At 74.3% G+C, this 16,074-nt stretch carries 11 protein-coding genes and 1 pseudogene; 7 read left to right on the top strand and 5 right to left on the bottom strand.

The features are described 5' to 3' along the window. Nucleotides 1-433: 433 nt before the first annotated feature. Together AC5WRT_RS11535 and AC5WRT_RS11530 are read right to left on the bottom strand one after the other, a co-directional pair. Nucleotides 434-1,066, bottom strand: coding sequence for a MarR family winged helix-turn-helix transcriptional regulator (locus AC5WRT_RS11535; RefSeq protein WP_496092886.1), 633 nt, complete (start codon nucleotides 1,064-1,066; stop codon nucleotides 434-436). Then, nucleotides 1,063-2,760, bottom strand: a complete 1,698-nt coding sequence (locus AC5WRT_RS11530) for an FUSC family protein (RefSeq protein ID WP_496092885.1) — start codon at nucleotides 2,758-2,760, stop codon at nucleotides 1,063-1,065. Before AC5WRT_RS11530 ends, AC5WRT_RS11535 begins: the two co-directional genes overlap by 4 nt. Before the next feature lie 174 nt (nucleotides 2,761-2,934). On the opposite strand from AC5WRT_RS11530, the gene AC5WRT_RS11525 reads away from it, so the two are divergent. The 4 genes and pseudogenes from AC5WRT_RS11525 (at nucleotide 2,935) to AC5WRT_RS11510 (ending at nucleotide 6,515) form a co-directional block, all read left to right on the top strand. Further along, nucleotides 2,935-3,507: a DUF5134 domain-containing protein gene (locus AC5WRT_RS11525; protein ID WP_496092898.1), complete on the top strand. Its 573-nt coding sequence runs from the start codon at nucleotides 2,935-2,937 to the stop codon at nucleotides 3,505-3,507. A 100-nt stretch (nucleotides 3,508-3,607) separates the two neighbouring features. Further along, nucleotides 3,608-4,548: pseudogene (locus AC5WRT_RS11520) on the top strand (M56 family metallopeptidase). 396 nt (nucleotides 4,549-4,944) lie between these two features. Further along, nucleotides 4,945-5,634, top strand: coding sequence for an HAD family hydrolase (locus tag AC5WRT_RS11515; protein ID WP_496092883.1), 690 nt, complete (start codon nucleotides 4,945-4,947; stop codon nucleotides 5,632-5,634). 212 nt (nucleotides 5,635-5,846) lie between these two features. Continuing rightward, on the top strand, nucleotides 5,847-6,515 hold the full coding sequence (locus AC5WRT_RS11510; protein ID WP_496092882.1) for a TetR/AcrR family transcriptional regulator: 669 nt from the start codon (nucleotides 5,847-5,849) through the stop codon (nucleotides 6,513-6,515). Between the two features lie 33 nt (nucleotides 6,516-6,548). Here the strand turns inward: AC5WRT_RS11510 and AC5WRT_RS11505 are convergent, their stop codons facing one another. Further along, nucleotides 6,549-7,139 (bottom strand): DUF6214 family protein, encoded by a 591-nt coding sequence (locus AC5WRT_RS11505; protein WP_496092897.1) that lies wholly within the window; start codon nucleotides 7,137-7,139, stop codon nucleotides 6,549-6,551. A gap of 201 nt (nucleotides 7,140-7,340) precedes the next feature. Here AC5WRT_RS11505 and AC5WRT_RS11500 point away from each other — a divergent pair, with 201 nt between their 5' ends. Both AC5WRT_RS11500 and AC5WRT_RS11495 read left to right on the top strand, forming a co-directional pair. After that, entirely contained in the window at nucleotides 7,341-8,675 is a 1,335-nt protein-coding gene (locus tag AC5WRT_RS11500; RefSeq protein WP_496092881.1) for an FAD-dependent oxidoreductase, read from the top strand. A gap of 142 nt (nucleotides 8,676-8,817) precedes the next feature. Next, complete coding sequence (locus tag AC5WRT_RS11495) at nucleotides 8,818-10,206, top strand: nucleobase:cation symporter-2 family protein (RefSeq protein WP_496092880.1); 1,389 nt, start codon at nucleotides 8,818-8,820, stop codon at nucleotides 10,204-10,206. On the opposite strand, the gene AC5WRT_RS11490 is transcribed toward AC5WRT_RS11495, so the two are convergent. Next, nucleotides 10,123-10,518 (bottom strand): ArsR/SmtB family transcription factor, encoded by a 396-nt coding sequence (locus AC5WRT_RS11490; protein ID WP_496092896.1) that lies wholly within the window; start codon nucleotides 10,516-10,518, stop codon nucleotides 10,123-10,125. The two genes, AC5WRT_RS11495 and AC5WRT_RS11490, sit on opposite strands and share 84 nt — an antisense overlap. 92 nt (nucleotides 10,519-10,610) lie before the next feature. On the opposite strand from AC5WRT_RS11490, the gene AC5WRT_RS11485 reads away from it, so the two are divergent. After that, nucleotides 10,611-11,690 (top strand): NADH:flavin oxidoreductase/NADH oxidase, encoded by a 1,080-nt coding sequence (locus AC5WRT_RS11485; protein WP_496092879.1) that lies wholly within the window; start codon nucleotides 10,611-10,613, stop codon nucleotides 11,688-11,690. Between the two features lie 35 nt (nucleotides 11,691-11,725). On the opposite strand, the gene AC5WRT_RS11480 is transcribed toward AC5WRT_RS11485, so the two are convergent. Beyond that, a complete protein-coding gene (locus tag AC5WRT_RS11480; RefSeq protein WP_496092878.1) occupies nucleotides 11,726-16,066 on the bottom strand; it encodes a cation-translocating P-type ATPase in 4,341 nt (1,446 codons plus the stop codon). Between the last annotated feature and the right edge of the window lie 8 nt (nucleotides 16,067-16,074).

Genomic DNA, 16,074 nt, shown 5'->3' with positions numbered 1-16,074 from the left:
CCTGGCTCACCCGTCCACAACCTCCCGAGACAGAACACCTAGTGACGCGGGTCGGAGATTTCGGTGGTTCTTCCGGGGCGCCGACTTCAACGAGGCCGACCTGTCCCAGGTGGCGCCGGGCCGTCGGAGAACCGAAGGCCCGACGCAGGCTTGCGATCTGACGAAACATCTCCGACTCGGCGCACCAGGGGTTTCGTTCGGATCAGGTCGGACGGGCCGCGGCGTCCGGTGCGGTGCGTCGCAAGGCGGAGGACCACCCGCGTCCCGGTGGGCCTACTCGGGTGGTCCGACGACGCGGCGAGGTGCCGTGCCGGGCGCTGCGGACCCGGGCCGACCCGGACGAAACCCCCCTACGGCCCGGCGGCGACTTGTCCGTGCGGTGCAGGACGCTGTCGCGGCCCTGACGACGGGCGACGACGGCTCCGGCCGGCGTTCAGGCGCGCAGGGCCCCCGTGCGGCCCTCCAGACGGCTCAGCAACTCGGCGAGCAGACCGGCGAGTTCGCTCTGCCCCTGCGGGGCCAGGACGGACAGCACCGCCGTCTCGTGGCCGAGTTGCTCCGGGAGGATGCCGTCGACCAGGTCACGGCCGGCGTCGGTGAGGCGGACGTGGGCGACACGGCGGTCCCGCGTATCGCCGCGCCGCTCGACGAGTCCCCGCTCGGTCAGCTGCTTGAGTCGCTTGGTGACGGCGGCTCCGGAGGAGAAGGTCTCCCGGGCCAGTTCACCGGGGGTCAGTTCGTGCCCGGTACGGCGCAGCGCGCCCAGCAGGTCGAACTCGGGGCGGCTGAGCCCGGCGCGGCGCAACGGCGCGTCCTCGGCCTGCTGGAGCAGCGCGGCGCACCGGTTGATCCGTCCGATGACCTCCATGGGCCCGGTGTCCAGCGCGGGGTGCACGGCCCGCCACTGCCGGACGACGGCGGCCACGGTGTCGCCGTCGCGCCGCGTCCCGGGGCCGGCCGTGGCGTCGCTCTCCGGTTCCGCGCCGGAGGGCCGTGCCTGGTCGCGCACCCGGTCCGCGCCGGGCGTGTCGTGCGCCGGCGCGTGTCTGCCGGTCGTCCCCGTCATGGCCGTACGTCCTCCGTCGTTCTGCCGTCCTGACCCCGGTGGCCGCCCGGACACCCGCCCTGGCCCCGGCCCTGCGGTAGGAACCCCTGGCGTCGTACCGTCGTCGCGAGCGTACGGTGTCCGGACCGCTCGGCGCGGACGACCCGCTCCTCGGGCAGGACGCGCTGCCACCACTCGCCGGAGGCGGCGTCGGCCGTGGCGCGCAGGTCGGCGAGGGCGGCGGCGAGGGTGCGGCGGGCGGCTTCCAGGGCCTGCGGGGCCGGGTGCGGCTCGGCCAGCAGCCGGGCGGCGTTCTCGCGGGCGCCTTCCGCCGCGGCCAGCGCGTGTTCGAGGCGGTCGCCGACGCGCCGGTTGGTGACGGCGACGGCGGCGACGAAGCCGACCAGCGCGCCGACGAGGGTGTCCACGACCCGCTCGGTGATCAGCTCGGCCGGGTTCTGAGCGCGGGCGAACTCGGTGATGAGCAGGGCCATCGGGGTCACACAGACGCTGCCGAGCCAGTAGTTGCGGCCTATCAGCGCCTCCGCGCCGAAGTTGAGGGCGACGGTGCACAGCACCAGTGCGACCGGGTGGAGATGGGCGAGGGGGGCGAGGGCGGCGAAGCACAGGACGCCGACCACGTTGCCGACCACCCGCTGGATGCCGCGGCTCCAGGTGAGCGTGACGTTGGCCTGGTAGAGGGAGGCCGCGGTGACCAGTGCCCAGTACGGCCGGCCGACCCCGAGGGCGAGCGAGGCGTAACCGGCGAGCGCACAGCCGACCGCGGTGCGCGCGGCGATCGGGGCGAGCGGGGTGAGCAGGTGGCGCAACGACCGCCGGGGAAGGGCGAGTTCGGTGTCCACGCCGAGGAGTTCGTCCGCGGACTCGCGCGGGGACTCGACGCGCGGGATCCGGCCGGTGCCGCGCAGCTCGCGGGCCCAGGCACGCAGCCGCGCGGGATCGGCGTCGGAGGGGGCGGCGAGGGCCACCTCGGCGCGGACGAGGAGGCGTTCGAGGGCGCGCCGGGTGCGGTCCGGGCGAGCGCCGGCGGCCGGCAGCGACTGCCAGGCCGCGTGGATCGCGGCTGCGCTCGCGGCACGGGCCCGGCCGTGGCCGTCGGCGGTGCCGCACGTGTCGGCGTACGCGGCGGCGGCGTTCAGGGCCCGGGCGGTCGCGCGGCGCTCCGGGCCGTGCGGGCGGAGCAGCCCCGGCGCCATGCCGACCAGCCAGGACCAGCCGCCGGCCACCAGGGCCAGCCCGAGGTGGCCGGGCACCTGGCCGAGGGTCTGCGGCGCGAACAGCGAGGCGGAGCTGATGAAGGTCAGGACCACGTTCCCGGGCGGTCCGAGCCGGGTGGCGTCGCTCACCGCCTTCTGGACGGCCGCCAGCACGGCCCCCACGGTGACGAGGACCACCGCGCTGTGCGTCAGGGACGCGGCGAGCAGGGAGACGGCGAGGCCGCCGACCATGCCGAGCACCACCCGGGCGAGTACGCGGGCACGGGCGGCGTAGGGCCGGCTGTGGCCGTAGAGCGCGCACAGCGACCCGGCCATCGTGTACATCGCGAGGTCGAGGCGGCCGAGCGCCAGCAGGGCCAGGTTGGGCGGGGCGACCGCGGCGACCACGCTCAGCGCGGGCTTGAACCAGATGTCGGAGGGCCGCCCGAGGCGGAGGACTCCGGCAAGGGGAAGTAGGTGGCGGGTCGCACTGCTCATACCCATCAATTTAGCAGGTGTTTTACTTGTAAAATTCCGGCGCACTTCAGCCCTCAGGTGTGCTCACGTCGTGTGCTCCGGCGAATGCTCCCCGTCTACACCCTTGCGCTCGCGTGCGCTCCGTACGTCGTGGGCATCGCATCCCTCGACCGACCGTCGAACGGGGAGGTGCGCGTGCCCGGACCGGTGTCGGCAGCGCGGCTGCTGGTCGCCCTGTGCGCCGCGACGGGGGCGTACTGCCTGCTGCGCATGCGCAGCGGTGTCGAGGAGCAGCGCCGGGCCGCGGGCGGTGAGGCGCTGATGGGCTTCGGCATGGCCGTCATGGCCGTACCGGCGGCAGTGTCCACGCCGCCGAAATGGGCGTGGCCGGTGTACGCGGCCGCGTTCGGCGCGGCGGCGCTGCGCGCGCTGTGGGCCGCACGCGCCGCCCCGCATCATCTGCACCACCTGGTGGGCACGACCGCCATGGTCTACATGGCGGCGACGGCGGCGGCCCCGCCCGGCGCGCATCACGCGCACGGCCGCTTCGGGGTGCCGTTGCTGACCGGCGCGCTGCTGCTGTACTTCGCCGGTTACGTCCTGCTCGCCGGCGCCCGTCTGGTCCCGGCCGCCGTCATGACCTTTGGTCGGGGGCCGGGGACCGGGGACGGCGGACGGCCGCTCGGCTGGGGCGACCGGCCGGAGCTGGCGCGGGCCTGCCGGCTGTCGATGGGGATCGGCCTGGTGGCGATGCTGCTCGGCATGTGAGCGCACGATGTGAGCCATCCCTGGGCAAAGGCGTTGTCTGCGTCACTTCGCCGGCACGGACCGTACCCGCGAGCGGCCTCGCGCTCATAGGGTGTCGACCATGATGGTCCCCGTGGCCCTGCTGTTGCTCGGCGCCCTGACGGCCGTCGCCGCCCCGCGGCTGCTCGCCCGGGCCGACTGGCCGGACCGCGAACCGGTCGTGGCCCTCTGGGTGTGGCAGTGCGTGGTGGCGGGCGTCCTGCTGTGCTGTGTCCTGTCGATGACGCTCAGCGCGTCGGCGGCCTGGCAGGAGGTGCGGGGGCAGGTGTTCGCACGGGCTCCGCGCACGGTCGTGGACGCCTACGCGCTCGGCACGGCCGGTCCCTGGGCGGCGCCCACCGCCGTACTGCTCGCCTCGGGCGGCCTGTGGAGCCTCGCGATGCTGGTGCGCGAGGTCGTACGGGCCCGCGCCCGGCGGCGTGTCAGGCGGGCCGAACTCCTCGTGCGTGCCCTGCCCCGCTGTTGCCGGGCGAGGAACCGGCGGGCGGCAGGCTGGTGGTGCTGGAGGGCGAGCGCCCCGACGCCTGGTGGCTGCCCGGTACGGCACCCCGTCTGATCATCACGACGGCCGCCCTGCGTCGACTGAAAGGGCGTCAGCTGGATGCCCTGATCGCCCATGAGCAGGGCCACGCACAGGCCCGGCACGACTGGCTGCTGCACTGCTCGGCGGCGTTGGCGGGCGGATTCCCGCAGGTGCCGGTGTTCGCCGCGTTCCGTGACGAGATGCACCGGCTGGTCGAACTGGCCGCCGACGACATGGCCTCCCGGCGCTTCGGCCGGCTGACGACCGCGCTCGCCCTGGTCGGGCTCAACGAGGAGCGAGGCGTGTTCGGTCCCTGCCCCACTCCGCAGGCCCATGTGCCGCAGCGGGTGCACCGACTGCTGGCTCCCCCGGACCGGCTACCCGCACGGCACCGGCTGCGTCTGACGGCGGTGGCGACGCTGGTGCCCGCGCTTCCCATCCTGGTGGCCCTGACGCCGGGCCTGCACGCCCTCGGCTGACACCCGGGCGGCGACGGCCGACAGTCGCCGGTCACCGGTCCTCTGTCGGCCGCCCCCTGTCGCCCGTCCCCTGCCGGCTGCGTCCTGCCGGCTGTTGCCCATGTGCATGTCGCCGGTCGGCGATCTTCTGCCGACGGTCGACGATCTCCTGCCCCGGTCGGCGGTCTCTCGTCGACGTCGCCGGTCTCCTGCGGACATTCGACTGCCGGTCGACCACCATCGACGGCCTCCGGCAGGCGGTCCCCGATCTCCTTCCGGCGGTCGCCGGTCGGCTGTCGGCTGCGCAGGTCGCCGGTCGGCTGTCGGCTGTCGGCAGTGGTCCGCCGCGCGTGCCGTGACCGGACGGGCGCGGTCAGGCCGACGGCCCCTGCCGTCCGGCCCCGATAAGGTCGCCGCATGACTGCCGTGTTGTTCGACTTCTCCGGGACGCTGTTCCGCATCGAGTCCGCCGAGTCCTGGCTGCGGGCGGTACTGGACGAGACGGGGCACGTCCTGTCCGAGCCAGAACTGAAGGCGAGGGCACGGGACTTGGAGACGGCCGGTGCGCTGCCGGGCGGTGCGGCGCCGGCGGAGCTGCCGGCCGGCCTGGCCGGGCTCTGGGCGGTGCGGGACGAGAGCGCGGAGCTGCACCGGGCCGCGTACACGGGACTGTCCCGGCGGGTGCCGCTGCCCGATCCCGGGCTGCACGACGCGCTGTACGAACGGCACAAGACCCCGGCCGCCTGGTCCCCCTATCCGGACGCCGCCGAGGTGCTGCGCACCCTCCGCGAGCGCGGGATCGGCGTGGGCGTGGTCAGCAACATCGGCTGGGATCTGCGCCCGGTGTTCCGCGAGCACGGGCTCGACGGGTACGTGGACGCGTACGTGCTGTCGTACGAGCACGGCGTGCAGAAGCCCGACCCGCGGCTGTTCTCGGTCGCCTGCACGGCGCTCGGTGCCGATCCGCGGGACACGGTGATGGTGGGCGACAGCAAGGTGGCCGACGGTGGGGCGGCCGCGCTCGGCTGCCGGGTGCACTTCGTCGATCACCTGCCGGTGTCGGACCGCCCGGACGCGCTGCTGCCGGTGCTGGACCTGGTGGGCTGAGACCCCTGGGCGCCGTCCGCCGCAGACTCCACCGTCCACCCCGCTCACGGCACCACACGCACCTGGCGTCAGCCCCGTCCTTGCGCCGTCCGCCTGAGACGATCCCCCGCGTCGCCCCAGACGGACGGCAGCCCTGGACGGGGCCCGCACATGGCGGTGCCCCTCGCGTTGAGTATAGTTGGCTGGCAGCCAGTCAACGCAGGAGTTACAGGATGTCCCCGCGCAGCGCCTCGGTCAACGAAGAGTTGCGGCGACGTTCCCGGGAGCGGCTGTTGCAGGCCGCCGTGGAGCTGGTCGACGAGCACGGCTTCGAGGCCACCACCCTGGGCGACATCGCGGACCGTGCCGGTTCGGCGCGGGGACTGGTGTCGTACTACTTCCCCGGCAAGCGCCAGTTGGTGCAGTCCGCCGTGCACCGGCTGATGCACCGCACGCTGGAGGAGGCGCTGGAGCGGGAGCCGCACACCGACGACGGCCGGGAGCGCCTGGCGCGGGCGATCGACTCGATCCTGGGTCTGGCCCGCGACCGGCCGGTGCTGATGCGCCAGCACATGGCGGGGCTGCTGCAGGCGGAGGGCTTCGTGCAGTGTCCGGAGCAGCGCCGGCTGTCGGAGCTGCTCGGCGACACGGTCGCCCGGTGCGGTTCACAGGACGTCGCCGCCGACTATCCGATGCTGCGGGCCCTGTTGATGGGCGCCGTGTACGCCGCGCTGGTGCCGGGGGTGCCGATGCCGGTTCCGGCGCTGCGGGCCGAGCTGTTCCAGCGGTACGGGCTCGACTGGGAGTCGGGGCAGCCGCCGGAGAAGGAGAGGGGCGAGGGGGCGAGGGAGCGGGATCTGTCCCGGTTCTTCGCCACGGAGGAGCGTCCGGGCGGTTCCTGAGGGCCGCGTCAGCCGTCGGGGACCGAATCCGCCTCACTCCCGGCGTGCGTGGCGGGGCGTCAGGAATCCGGCGTCCCGTGCCTGGGCGATCAGCCTGAGGGAGCGTCGGCGGCTGCGGCCGGTCGCGTTCATGACGGCGAGCACCGGGTCGACGCCCGCCTCCTGCGCGGCGCGGTACTCCCGCGCGACCAGTCGGCTGCCCTCCACGCCACGTGCCCGGACCGGCCGGGCGCGCTGCGGTCCCGCGCAGTGCACGTCCTCGTCCTCCGCCTCGTCGCCCGCTTCCGGTTCGCCCCCGTGCTCCGGCCGCTCCTCGTCGTCCTCGCCGCTCGCACCGTTCTCGTCGTACGGCCGCTCCACCACGCGGGGCTCGAGCCGCTCCACCCCGCAGGACTGGAACAGCGGGCCCTCGATCCAGTCCGCGAGCACCGTGAGATCGGCGAGGGACAGGGCCGGCTCGGCCCGTACGTCCTCGATGGACACACGTCCCTCGTGCAGGACGGCCAGGGCGTCGACGCGCGCGCCGTCCGGGAAGGCCAGCCGTACCTGGAACCAGGACGTGACGTCGCCGTGCTCCTGCTCGTCGCCGTGCTGCCGCACCTTCCACGCGGGCCACACGGACACCGCGCCGTCCGCCGTGTTCCGGCCGGAAAGATGAAGAAAGGACGCTTCTGGCACACACGCAACGTAATCGCGTCATCACCCTCCATACGGTGGGACACGCGTCGGCGTCACCCCGCCGGACCCTGCCCGGACGGGCCGGGGGATGCCATGCTGGAGCCGTTCGCACGCCACCTCCTTCCCCTTCGGCCGAGGAGTCCCGCTGTGCTGCGTATCGCCGTCGTCGGTTCGGGACCGAGCGGGTGCTACACCGCCCAGACCCTGGTCCAGCTGGACCCCGAGGTGTGCGTGGACGTCCTGGACCGGCTGCCGTGCCCGTACGGCCTGGTCCGGTACGGCGTCGCCCCGGACCACGAGAAGATCAAGTCTCTGCAGGGCAGCCTGAGGTCGGTGCTGGAGCACGAGCGGGTGCGGTTCCTCGGCGGGGTCCGGGTGGGTGGCCCCGGCGGGCTGCCGGTCGAGCGGCTGCGGGAGCTGTACCAAGCGGTGGTGTACTGCGTGGGTGCCGCCACCGACCGCCGGCTCGGGATTCCGGGCGAGGAGCTGCCGGGCAGTTGGTCGGCGACCGACTTCGTGGCCTGGTACAGCGCGCATCCGGACGCGGCCGACGCCGACTTTCTGCGCGGGGTGCGGTCGGCCGTGGTCATCGGCGTGGGCAATGTGGCGGTGGACGTCACGCGGATGCTGGTGCGGGGCGGGGAGGAGCTGCGGCCGACGGACATTCCGCAGGCCGCGCTGGACGCGCTGACGGCGAGCGGGGTCGGCGAGGTGCACATGGTGGGCCGGCGTGGCCCGGCCCAGGCCCGCTTCACCACCAAGGAGCTGCGCGAGCTGGGCGGGCTGCCCGGTACCGAGGTCACCGTCGACCCGGGCGATCTGGCGCTGGATCCGGCCGATCCCGGCGCGCTTCCCACCGTGCAGCGGCGCAATCTGGAGGTGCTGCGCGGCTGGTCCGACCGGTCCTCGGCCGATGCCGTCCGGCGTGTCCGGCTGCGGTTCTTCCTGCGCCCGGTGGAACTGCTCGCCGACGGGGGCCGGGTGGGCGCCGTGCGCTTCGAGCGGACGGCGCCGGACGGTCGGGGCGGGGTGACGGGCACCGGCCGGTTCGAGGAGGTGCCGGCCCAGTTGGTGCTGCGTTCGGTGGGCTATCACGGAGTGCCGCTGGACGGGCTGCCGTTCGACGCGGCGAGCGGCACGGTGCCCCACACGGCCGGTCGTGTCGTACGCGACGGTGTGCCGTGTCCCGGGGAGTACGTCGCTGGATGGATCAAGCGCGGTCCGACCGGTGTCATCGGCAGCAACCGGCCCTGCGCCAAGGAGACGGCGGCCTCCCTGCTCGCGGACGTTCCCGCCCTGATGCACCGGCGGGTGCCCCGGGACCCCGTGCCGGCGCTGCGGGCGGCCGGGATCGAGCCGGTGCCGTGGGCGGGGTGGCTGGCGATCGAGCAGGCCGAGGCCGAGCTGGGCGCACGGCTGGGGCGGAGCGTGGTGAAGCTGTCCGACTGGGACTCGCTGCTCACGGCGGCCCGGTCGGCATAGGCCTGGTGGCCGGGGATGCGTGGGCCGCCGGGCGAGCATGACACACACCGGCAACAGTCCGGAAATCAACAAACTGTGCAAGACGCTTACCGTCTCGTCCTGTTCGGATGCCACCCCCCGCCCGAGCACCGTTGGAGTGCCCATGGCCACCACAGACGTCCATCCCGTCGACGAGATACCACCGGTACGGCAGTTGGCGGCCTTCGGGCTGCAGCATGTGCTGGCGATGTACGCGGGCGCTGTCGCCGTCCCGCTGATCGTGGGCGGCGCGATGAAGCTCTCACCGGCCGATCTGGCGTATCTCATCACCGCTGATCTGCTGGTGTGCGGGATCGCCACGCTGATCCAGTGCGTCGGCTTCTGGCGGTTCGGCGTCCGGTTGCCGATCATGCAGGGCTGTACGTTCGCGGCCGTTTCGCCGATGGTGCTCATCGGGACGACGGGCGGCGGATTGCCCGCGGTCTACGGCTCGGTGATCGTCGCGGGTCTGGCGATCATGCTGCTCGCACCGGTCTTCGGCAGGCTGTTGCGGTTCTTCCCGCCATTGGTGACCGGCACGGTCATCCTGATCATCGGGGTCTCGCTGCTGCCGGTTGCGGGCGACTGGGCGGCGGGCGGTGCCGGCTCGAAGGACTTCGGGGAGCCGAGGAACCTGGCACTGGCGGCGTTCGTGCTGGCGGTGGTGCTGGCCGTGCAGCGGTTCGCGCCGCCCGCGCTCGGCCGGATCGCCGTCCTGATCGGGATCGCGGTGGGTCTGGCCGTGGCGGTGCCGTTCGGGTTCACCGACTTCGGCGGGGTCTCCGAGGCCGGCTGGCTGGGCATCAGTACGCCGTTCCACTTCGGGGCGCCGACCTTCAGGGTCTCCGCCATCGTGTCGATGCTGGTGGTCGCTCTGGTGACCATGACCGAGACGACCGGTGACCTCGTCGCGGTGGGCGAGCTGGCCGGGCGGAGGGTCGAGCCGCGCCCGCTCGCCGACGGGCTGCGTGCGGACGGTCTGTCGACGGTGCTGGGCGGAGTGTTCAACACCTTCCCGTACACGGCGTACGCGCAGAACGTGGGCCTGGTCGGGCTGACCCGGGTGCGCAGCCGCTGGGTGGTCGCGGCGGCGGGTGGGATCCTGGTGCTGCTCGGTCTGCTGCCCAAGCTGGGTGCGGTGGTCGCGGCGATCCCGGCGCCGGTGCTGGGCGGGGCCGGACTGGTGATGTTCGGGACGGTTGCGGCGAGCGGGCTGCGGACGCTGGCCCGGGTCGACTTCACGGGCACCCAGAATCTGACGGTGGTGGCCGTGTCGGTGGCGATCGGCATGCTGCCGGTGGGGGTGCCGACGGTCTACGAGAGGTTCCCGGACTGGTTCCAGACGGTGATGAACAGCGGGATCAGCGCGGGCTGCATGTCCGCGATCGCACTGAACCTGCTCTTCAACCACCTTCCGGGGAAGGCCGGTTCAGCGGCCGTCGCCGAGGCGGACGGACTGCCGGTCCGCGGCGGCGAGGAGGCTGTCGAGCAGTCCCGGGAAGAGACCGTCTAGGTCGTCCCTGCGCAGCACGTTCATCTTGGCCGTGCCCCGGTAGACCTGCCGGATGACCCCGTTCTCGCGCAGCACGCGGAAGTGGTGTGTGGAGGTGGACTTGGTCACCGGCAGGTCGAACTGCGAGCAGATCAGCTCCGCCTCGCGCGCGGCGAGTTCGCGCACGATCAGCAGGCGCATCGGGTCGGAGAGCGCGTGCAGCACGCCCTCCAGGCGGATCTCCGCGCGCTCCGGGTGCGGCAGCGCGCGGCCGGCGGTGGCGGTCTCGGTCACGGCGGCTGCCCTTCGTCGCGGAGCTCCCTCGGTCGCCATCATTGTACGAGGGTCATCGTAGTTTGACATCCCTCGTAGTACGAGGTTTATCGTACGAGGCGACCACGGTCCCGTGACGAACGGAGTCTGACGTGAGCGCCCTCTTCGAGAGCATCACCCTGCGCGAAGTGACCATTCCGAACCGGGTGTGGATGCCCCCGATGTGCCAGTACTCGGCCGTACCGGAGGGCCCGCTTACGGGCGCCCCCGGCGACTGGCACTTCGCGCACTACGGGGCGCGTGCCTCGGGCGGCACCGGCCTGATCGTCGTGGAGGCCACCGCGGTCGCGCCGGAGGGCCGGATCTCCCCGTACGACCTCGGCATGTGGAACGACACGCAGGTGGAGGCCTTCCGCCGGATCACCGGCTTCCTCAGCGCCCGGGGCACGGTGCCGGGCGTCCAGCTCGCTCACGCCGGCCGCAAGGCGTCCACCGACCGGCCGTGGAAGGGCGGCGCGCCGCTCGGACTGCAGGCGCGCGGCTGGCAGCCGGTCGCCCCGAGCGCGGTGCCCTTCGACGAGCGCCACCCCGTGCCCACCGAGCTGACGGTGGACGGGATCCGGGAGATCGTCGGCCAGTTCGCGGCCGCGGCACGCCGGGCGCTCGCCGCCGGGTTCGAGGTCGCCGAGATCCACGGTGCCCACGGCTACCTGATCAACGAGTTCCTCTCACCACACTCCAATCACCGCACCGACGCCTACGGCGGCTCGTACGAGAACCGCACCCGGTTCGCCCTGGAGGTCGTCGATGCCGTACGGCGGGTGTGGCCCGAGGACAAGCCGCTGTTCTTCCGCATCTCGGCCACCGACTGGCTCCAGGGCGGCGGCTGGACCCCGCAGGACACGGTCCGCTTCGCCCATGACCTGCACACGCACGGCGTCGATTTGCTCGACGTGTCCACCGGCGGCAACGCCTCCGGCGTGACCATCCCGACCGGGCCCGGCTACCAGGTGCCGTTCGCCGCCCGGGTGAAGGCCGAGACCCCGCTGCACGTCGCCGCCGTGGGCCTGATCACCGAGGCCGGGCAGGCGGAGAAGATCGTGGCGAACGGCGAGGCCGACGCCGTCCTGCTGGGCCGTGAGCTGCTGCGCAACCCGTCCTGGGCCCGGCACGCCGCTCGCGAGCTGGGCGGCGAGGTCCGGGTGCCGGAGCAGTACCACCGCTCGGTCTGAGCCCGGCCGGACGGACCGAGCACCCGCCGGCCGGCTCAGCTCGGCAGCAGCCGGGTGACCGTTTCCTCCAGGCGGGGCAACACCCGCTGTCCCGCCAGGGCCAGGACGATCGCCGCGAGGACCCCGGCCCAGGCGACCGGGCCGAGCGGGGTGCAGCCGACGGCCTGGCTGACGACGGGGATCTGCACCGCCGCGACCAGCGCTGCCGCGGAACCCAGGCAGGTGATCTGCACCAGGTGGCTGTCGCGCCGGTCCAGCCAGGTCTGCGCGAGCTGGGTGCCGACGACCCCGCACAGCGCCATCGTGCTGGAGCGGCGTGCGGTGCCCGGGGTGAAGCGGCCGAACAGCCAGGCCGTCACCGCGCCCAGGCAGGTGGTGAGCGCCCGGTGCCGGATCTGCCGCAGAAGGGGCGCACCGAGCACGGCGGAGGCGTCCTCCGGGGCTCCGCCGTGGGCGCCCGCCGTGCCGGGCTGTGCGTCCCGGGCCGGGCCGCCGCGGGCGCGTGGCGTTGCTCGCTCGTCCTCCCGCTCGGTGACCGCGACCGCCATCGAGGGGAACAGGTCGGTGAAGAGGTTCACCATGAGCATCTGCCGGGTGGACAGCGGTGCCCGGCCGGACAGCAGGGTGCCGATGATGCCGAACCCGACCTCGCCCGCATTGCCGCCGATGAGGATGGCGATGGCGTCGGCCACGCTGTGCCACAGCGCCCGGCCCTCGTCGATCGCGGCGATCAGGACCGTCAGATCGTCGTCGGTGAGGACGATGTCGGCGGCGTTGCGCGCGGCGGCCGAACCGCGCGCGCTGATCCCGACGCCGATGTCGGCGGCGCGGATCGCCGCGGCGTCGTTGGCGCCGTCGCCGACCATGCCGACCACCCGTCCGGCGTCCCGCAGCGCCTCCACGACCTGGAGCTTCTGCTCGGGTGCCACGCGCGCCACCACGCTCGCGTCCCGCAGCATCCGGGCCCTGGCCCCCCGGTCCGCCGCGGCCAGTTCGTCCCCCGTGACCACCACGGTGTCCGCGGGCCAGCCCAGCTCGGCGGCGATGGCCCGCGCGGTCTGCGGATGGTCGCCGGTGAGCATGACCGGTCGTACCCCTTCGTCGAACAGGCCCTCCACCAGCGCCGTGGAGGTCTCGCGCGGCACGTCGGACAGGGCGAGCAGTCCGGTGAAGTCCAGCTTCCGCAGCGGCTGTTCGAGGACGTCGGCCGGCTCCTCGCCGGGGCCGAGCCGCCGTTCGGCCACCGCGAGCACCCGCAGACCCTCGCCCGCCAGCGCCCGGGCCGCCTCGAAGGAGTGCTCGGGCAGACCGGAGCAGGCGGGCAGCACGGTCTCCGGGGCGCCCTTGACCACCAGCACGACCGGGCCGGCGCCGCTGCGGCCGACGGCGGCGGCGTATCCGCGTGCCGCCTCGAACGGCTGGTCCGCGAGCTGGGTCCAGTCCGGGTCGGGGCCCGCCGCGTCCAGCACGGCCTCGTCGGTGGCGTGCACGGGCTGCTCGGCCCCGCCGTCGATGCGCGGGCAGGCGCGGGCGGCGGCCCGGACGGCGCCGGCGGAGCCGGGGTCGTCCACCGCGCGAACCGTGCCGTCGGCGTCGGAGGTGCGCACCAGGCGCAACCGGTTCTCGGTGAGCGTGCCGGTCTTGTCGAAGCAGAAGGTGTCCATGCGGCCCAGCGCCTCCAGGGTGCGCGGGGTGCGCACGAGCACACCGTCGTGGCTCAGCCGCCTGGCGGCCGCCAACTGCGCGACCGTGGCCACCAGCGGCAAACCCTCCGGTACGGCGGCGACGGCCACCGCCACGCCACCGCTGACCGCCTCCCGGATGGGAGTGCCGCGCAGCAGCGCCAGGCTCGTCACCGCGGCGCCGCCCGCCAAGGTCAACGGCATCGCCTTGCGGGTGAGTTCCTGCAGCCGGGCCTGGACGCCGCCGGCCGGGGGGGTGCGGGCGGCGAGGTGGACGGCGCGGGCGGCCTCCGTGTGCTCACCGGTCTCGACGACCACGGCGCGGGCCTGGCCCGCCACGACGGTCGTCCCCTCGAAGACCATGCAGCGCCGGTCGGCGACCGTGGCGTGCGGGGTCGGGTCCGTCTGCTTCTCCACCGGCAGCGACTCGCCGGTCAGGGCGGACTCGTCGACCTCCAGGCCCTCCTGCCACAGCAGCCGGGCATCGGCGGGCACCACGTCGTCCGCCTTCAGCTGGATCACATCGCCCGGACGCAGCCTGCCCGCCTCCACGGTGCGGGTGCCGCCGGCCGGTGCCTCGCCCTGCGGCGGAACCAGCCGTGCCTTCTGCTGCTGGTCGGCGAGCAGCCCGGACAGCGCCCGCTCGGCACGCAGCCGCTGGATGCCGCCGACCAGGGCGTTCAGATCCAGGGCACCGATGACGAGCAGGGCGTCCACGACCGAGCCGAGGATCGCCGACGCCGCCGAGCCGACCGCGAGGACCGGTGTGAGGGGGTCGTGGAGTTCGCCGCGCACGGCCCGGCCGAGCCGGTAGGTCCAGCGCACGGGCGTGGCGGCCGGATACCGGGCGACACCGGCGGCGGCCTTGCGCGCGCGGGAGGTCAGTTCCTCGAACCCGCCGTGTTCCTCGGCGGGTTCCTGCTCCAGTCGCTTCCGGGCCTGCTCCGGTGCCAGTTCGTGCCAGTGCACGCGCGGCCGCGGATGCGGGTGCCGGGCCGTCGCCACGGCGAAGGCCGCGCGCGCCCCGGACACCAGGGCCGACACGGCGGCGGCGTCGACCGGGGCGTGGCGCAGTCCCGGCAGGGCGGCGAACCGACCGTGGCCGCCGCCGGACTCGCCCACGGCCACGAGCAGTCCGGACAGGGCGGCGCCGGAGCGGGCCAGGATCTGCGCGTGCCCGCTGACGGTACGGGCGGCCGGGACGGCGGTCAGCACCCGCCATACGTCGGGCAGTCCGTGCAGGGCGAGGAGATCCGCGCCCCAGACCACGGCGCCCGCCTGGTCGGTGAGAGCCACGGCGATGTCGGCGGCGCGCAGCCCGGCCAGGACGTCGTGGTCGTCGGCCGAGCGCACCCGGGCGACGGTGAGCACCCCGCCCCCGTCACCGCGCGCCTGGTAGACCACGTCGTCCAGCGGACGGCGCGCGTCCACCACCTGGTCGGCGAGACCGACGAAGTCCTCCAGGGCGGGGTCGTCCACGAGCACCACCCGCAGACGGGCCCTGCGTGCCGCGTCCAGCACCGGTTCGGCCCACGGGTCCGGTTCGCCCTCGTCGGTACGCAGCACATCGGCGTCCAGGACGATCGTGCCGACCATCTCCAGTCGGCGCAGCCGGTCCGGGTCACGGACCAGGACGCCGGTGCGGGCGAGCGCGGCGCTCAGCAGCGCGTGGAAGGCCGCGGGACCGTAGCGGGCGGCCTTCGGCGAGCCGGCGAGAACCGCTTCCGCCGCCTCCGCGCCGTTGTGCTTGACCAGGAGGGTGGCCGCCGCGCCCAGCACACTGCCCGCCGAGGCGTGCTCGGCGTACTCCTGGGCCGGCGATTCCCGCAACGGGGGACGGGGGGCGCCGCCCGCCGGGAGGCTGACGCGGCCGGGCGCGCACAGTTCGTCGTGCACCGTGTCGAAGGCGGCGGCGCGGGCCACCGTCTCGGCCACCTGGCAGGCCCGCAGGGCGCCGTCGAGAACAAGGGAGGCGGGAGTCTGCCCGGCACCGTGGACGGCGGCGTTGGCGCAGGCCAGCGTGAGATCCATGCCGGTGTCCCCCAGCACGCCGCGCAGCCAGGCGCGAAAGCGCGGGTTCTCCCGCAGCAGCGTCACCACCGCGGTCGCCAGGCGGGGCGTGGGCGGCAGCCGCAGCGCGTACGCGGTGGCCGCGACGCCGATGCCCACGGTGTCGGCGGCGAGTGCGGCCACGGCCGCGCGCACCCCGGCCGGGTCGGCGGGGTGCGTGGTCTCCTCCACGTCGCCGCCGGACAGCACGAGCCCGTGCCGCTCGGCCAGGTCCGCGGCGTGGCTCATGACCTCGTCGGCGGCCTCCTCCCCGGTCGCGGTCACGACCAGGCGCGCGAGCCCCTGGTCCCAGTACGCGACGAGGACGTCGGGCCGCTCCGCGAGCGTCTCGGCCATCCGGCGTGCGAGGTGCGCCGTGCCGCCCGCGCGCCGCACCTGTTCCCGCTCCACCGGTCGCAGGGCCAGATGGGCACGCGGGCCGGCCCGCCAGTGGTCACCGGCGCCGGGCAGCGCGTTGCGCGCGACCCGTGCCACCCGTACGGCGGCGTCCGCGCCGCGCACTCCGGCACGTGCCGTTCCCGCGGCGGCGCCGGCGGCCAGCCCGACCGCCGGTGCCAGCAGGCGCGGCGCGCCGGGCAGCAGCCGTGCGGCCACCGAGGGCACCGTCAGCAGTCCGAACCCCATGGCCCTCC

The organism is Streptomyces sp. NTD91 (assembly GCF_059510455.1).
Note: the sequence above shows the minus strand (reverse complement) of the source record. Positions and strands in the feature narration are given on the sequence as shown.

Excerpts from the sequence above, each read along its gene's own strand:
- AC5WRT_RS11490 (WP_496092896.1), bottom strand. The coding sequence starts at position 10,518 with ATGGCGACCGAGGGAGCTCCGCGACGAAGGGCAGCCGCCGTGACCGAG.
- AC5WRT_RS11515 (WP_496092883.1), top strand. The coding sequence starts at position 4,945 with ATGACTGCCGTGTTGTTCGACTTCTCCGGGACGCTGTTCCGCATCGAG.
- AC5WRT_RS11530 (WP_496092885.1), bottom strand. The coding sequence starts at position 2,760 with ATGAGCAGTGCGACCCGCCACCTACTTCCCCTTGCCGGAGTCCTCCGC.
- AC5WRT_RS11495 (WP_496092880.1), top strand. The coding sequence starts at position 8,818 with ATGGCCACCACAGACGTCCATCCCGTCGACGAGATACCACCGGTACGG.
- AC5WRT_RS11480 (WP_496092878.1), bottom strand. The coding sequence starts at position 16,066 with ATGGGGTTCGGACTGCTGACGGTGCCCTCGGTGGCCGCACGGCTGCTG.
- AC5WRT_RS11535 (WP_496092886.1), bottom strand. The coding sequence starts at position 1,066 with ATGACGGGGACGACCGGCAGACACGCGCCGGCGCACGACACGCCCGGC.
- AC5WRT_RS11510 (WP_496092882.1), top strand. The coding sequence starts at position 5,847 with ATGTCCCCGCGCAGCGCCTCGGTCAACGAAGAGTTGCGGCGACGTTCC.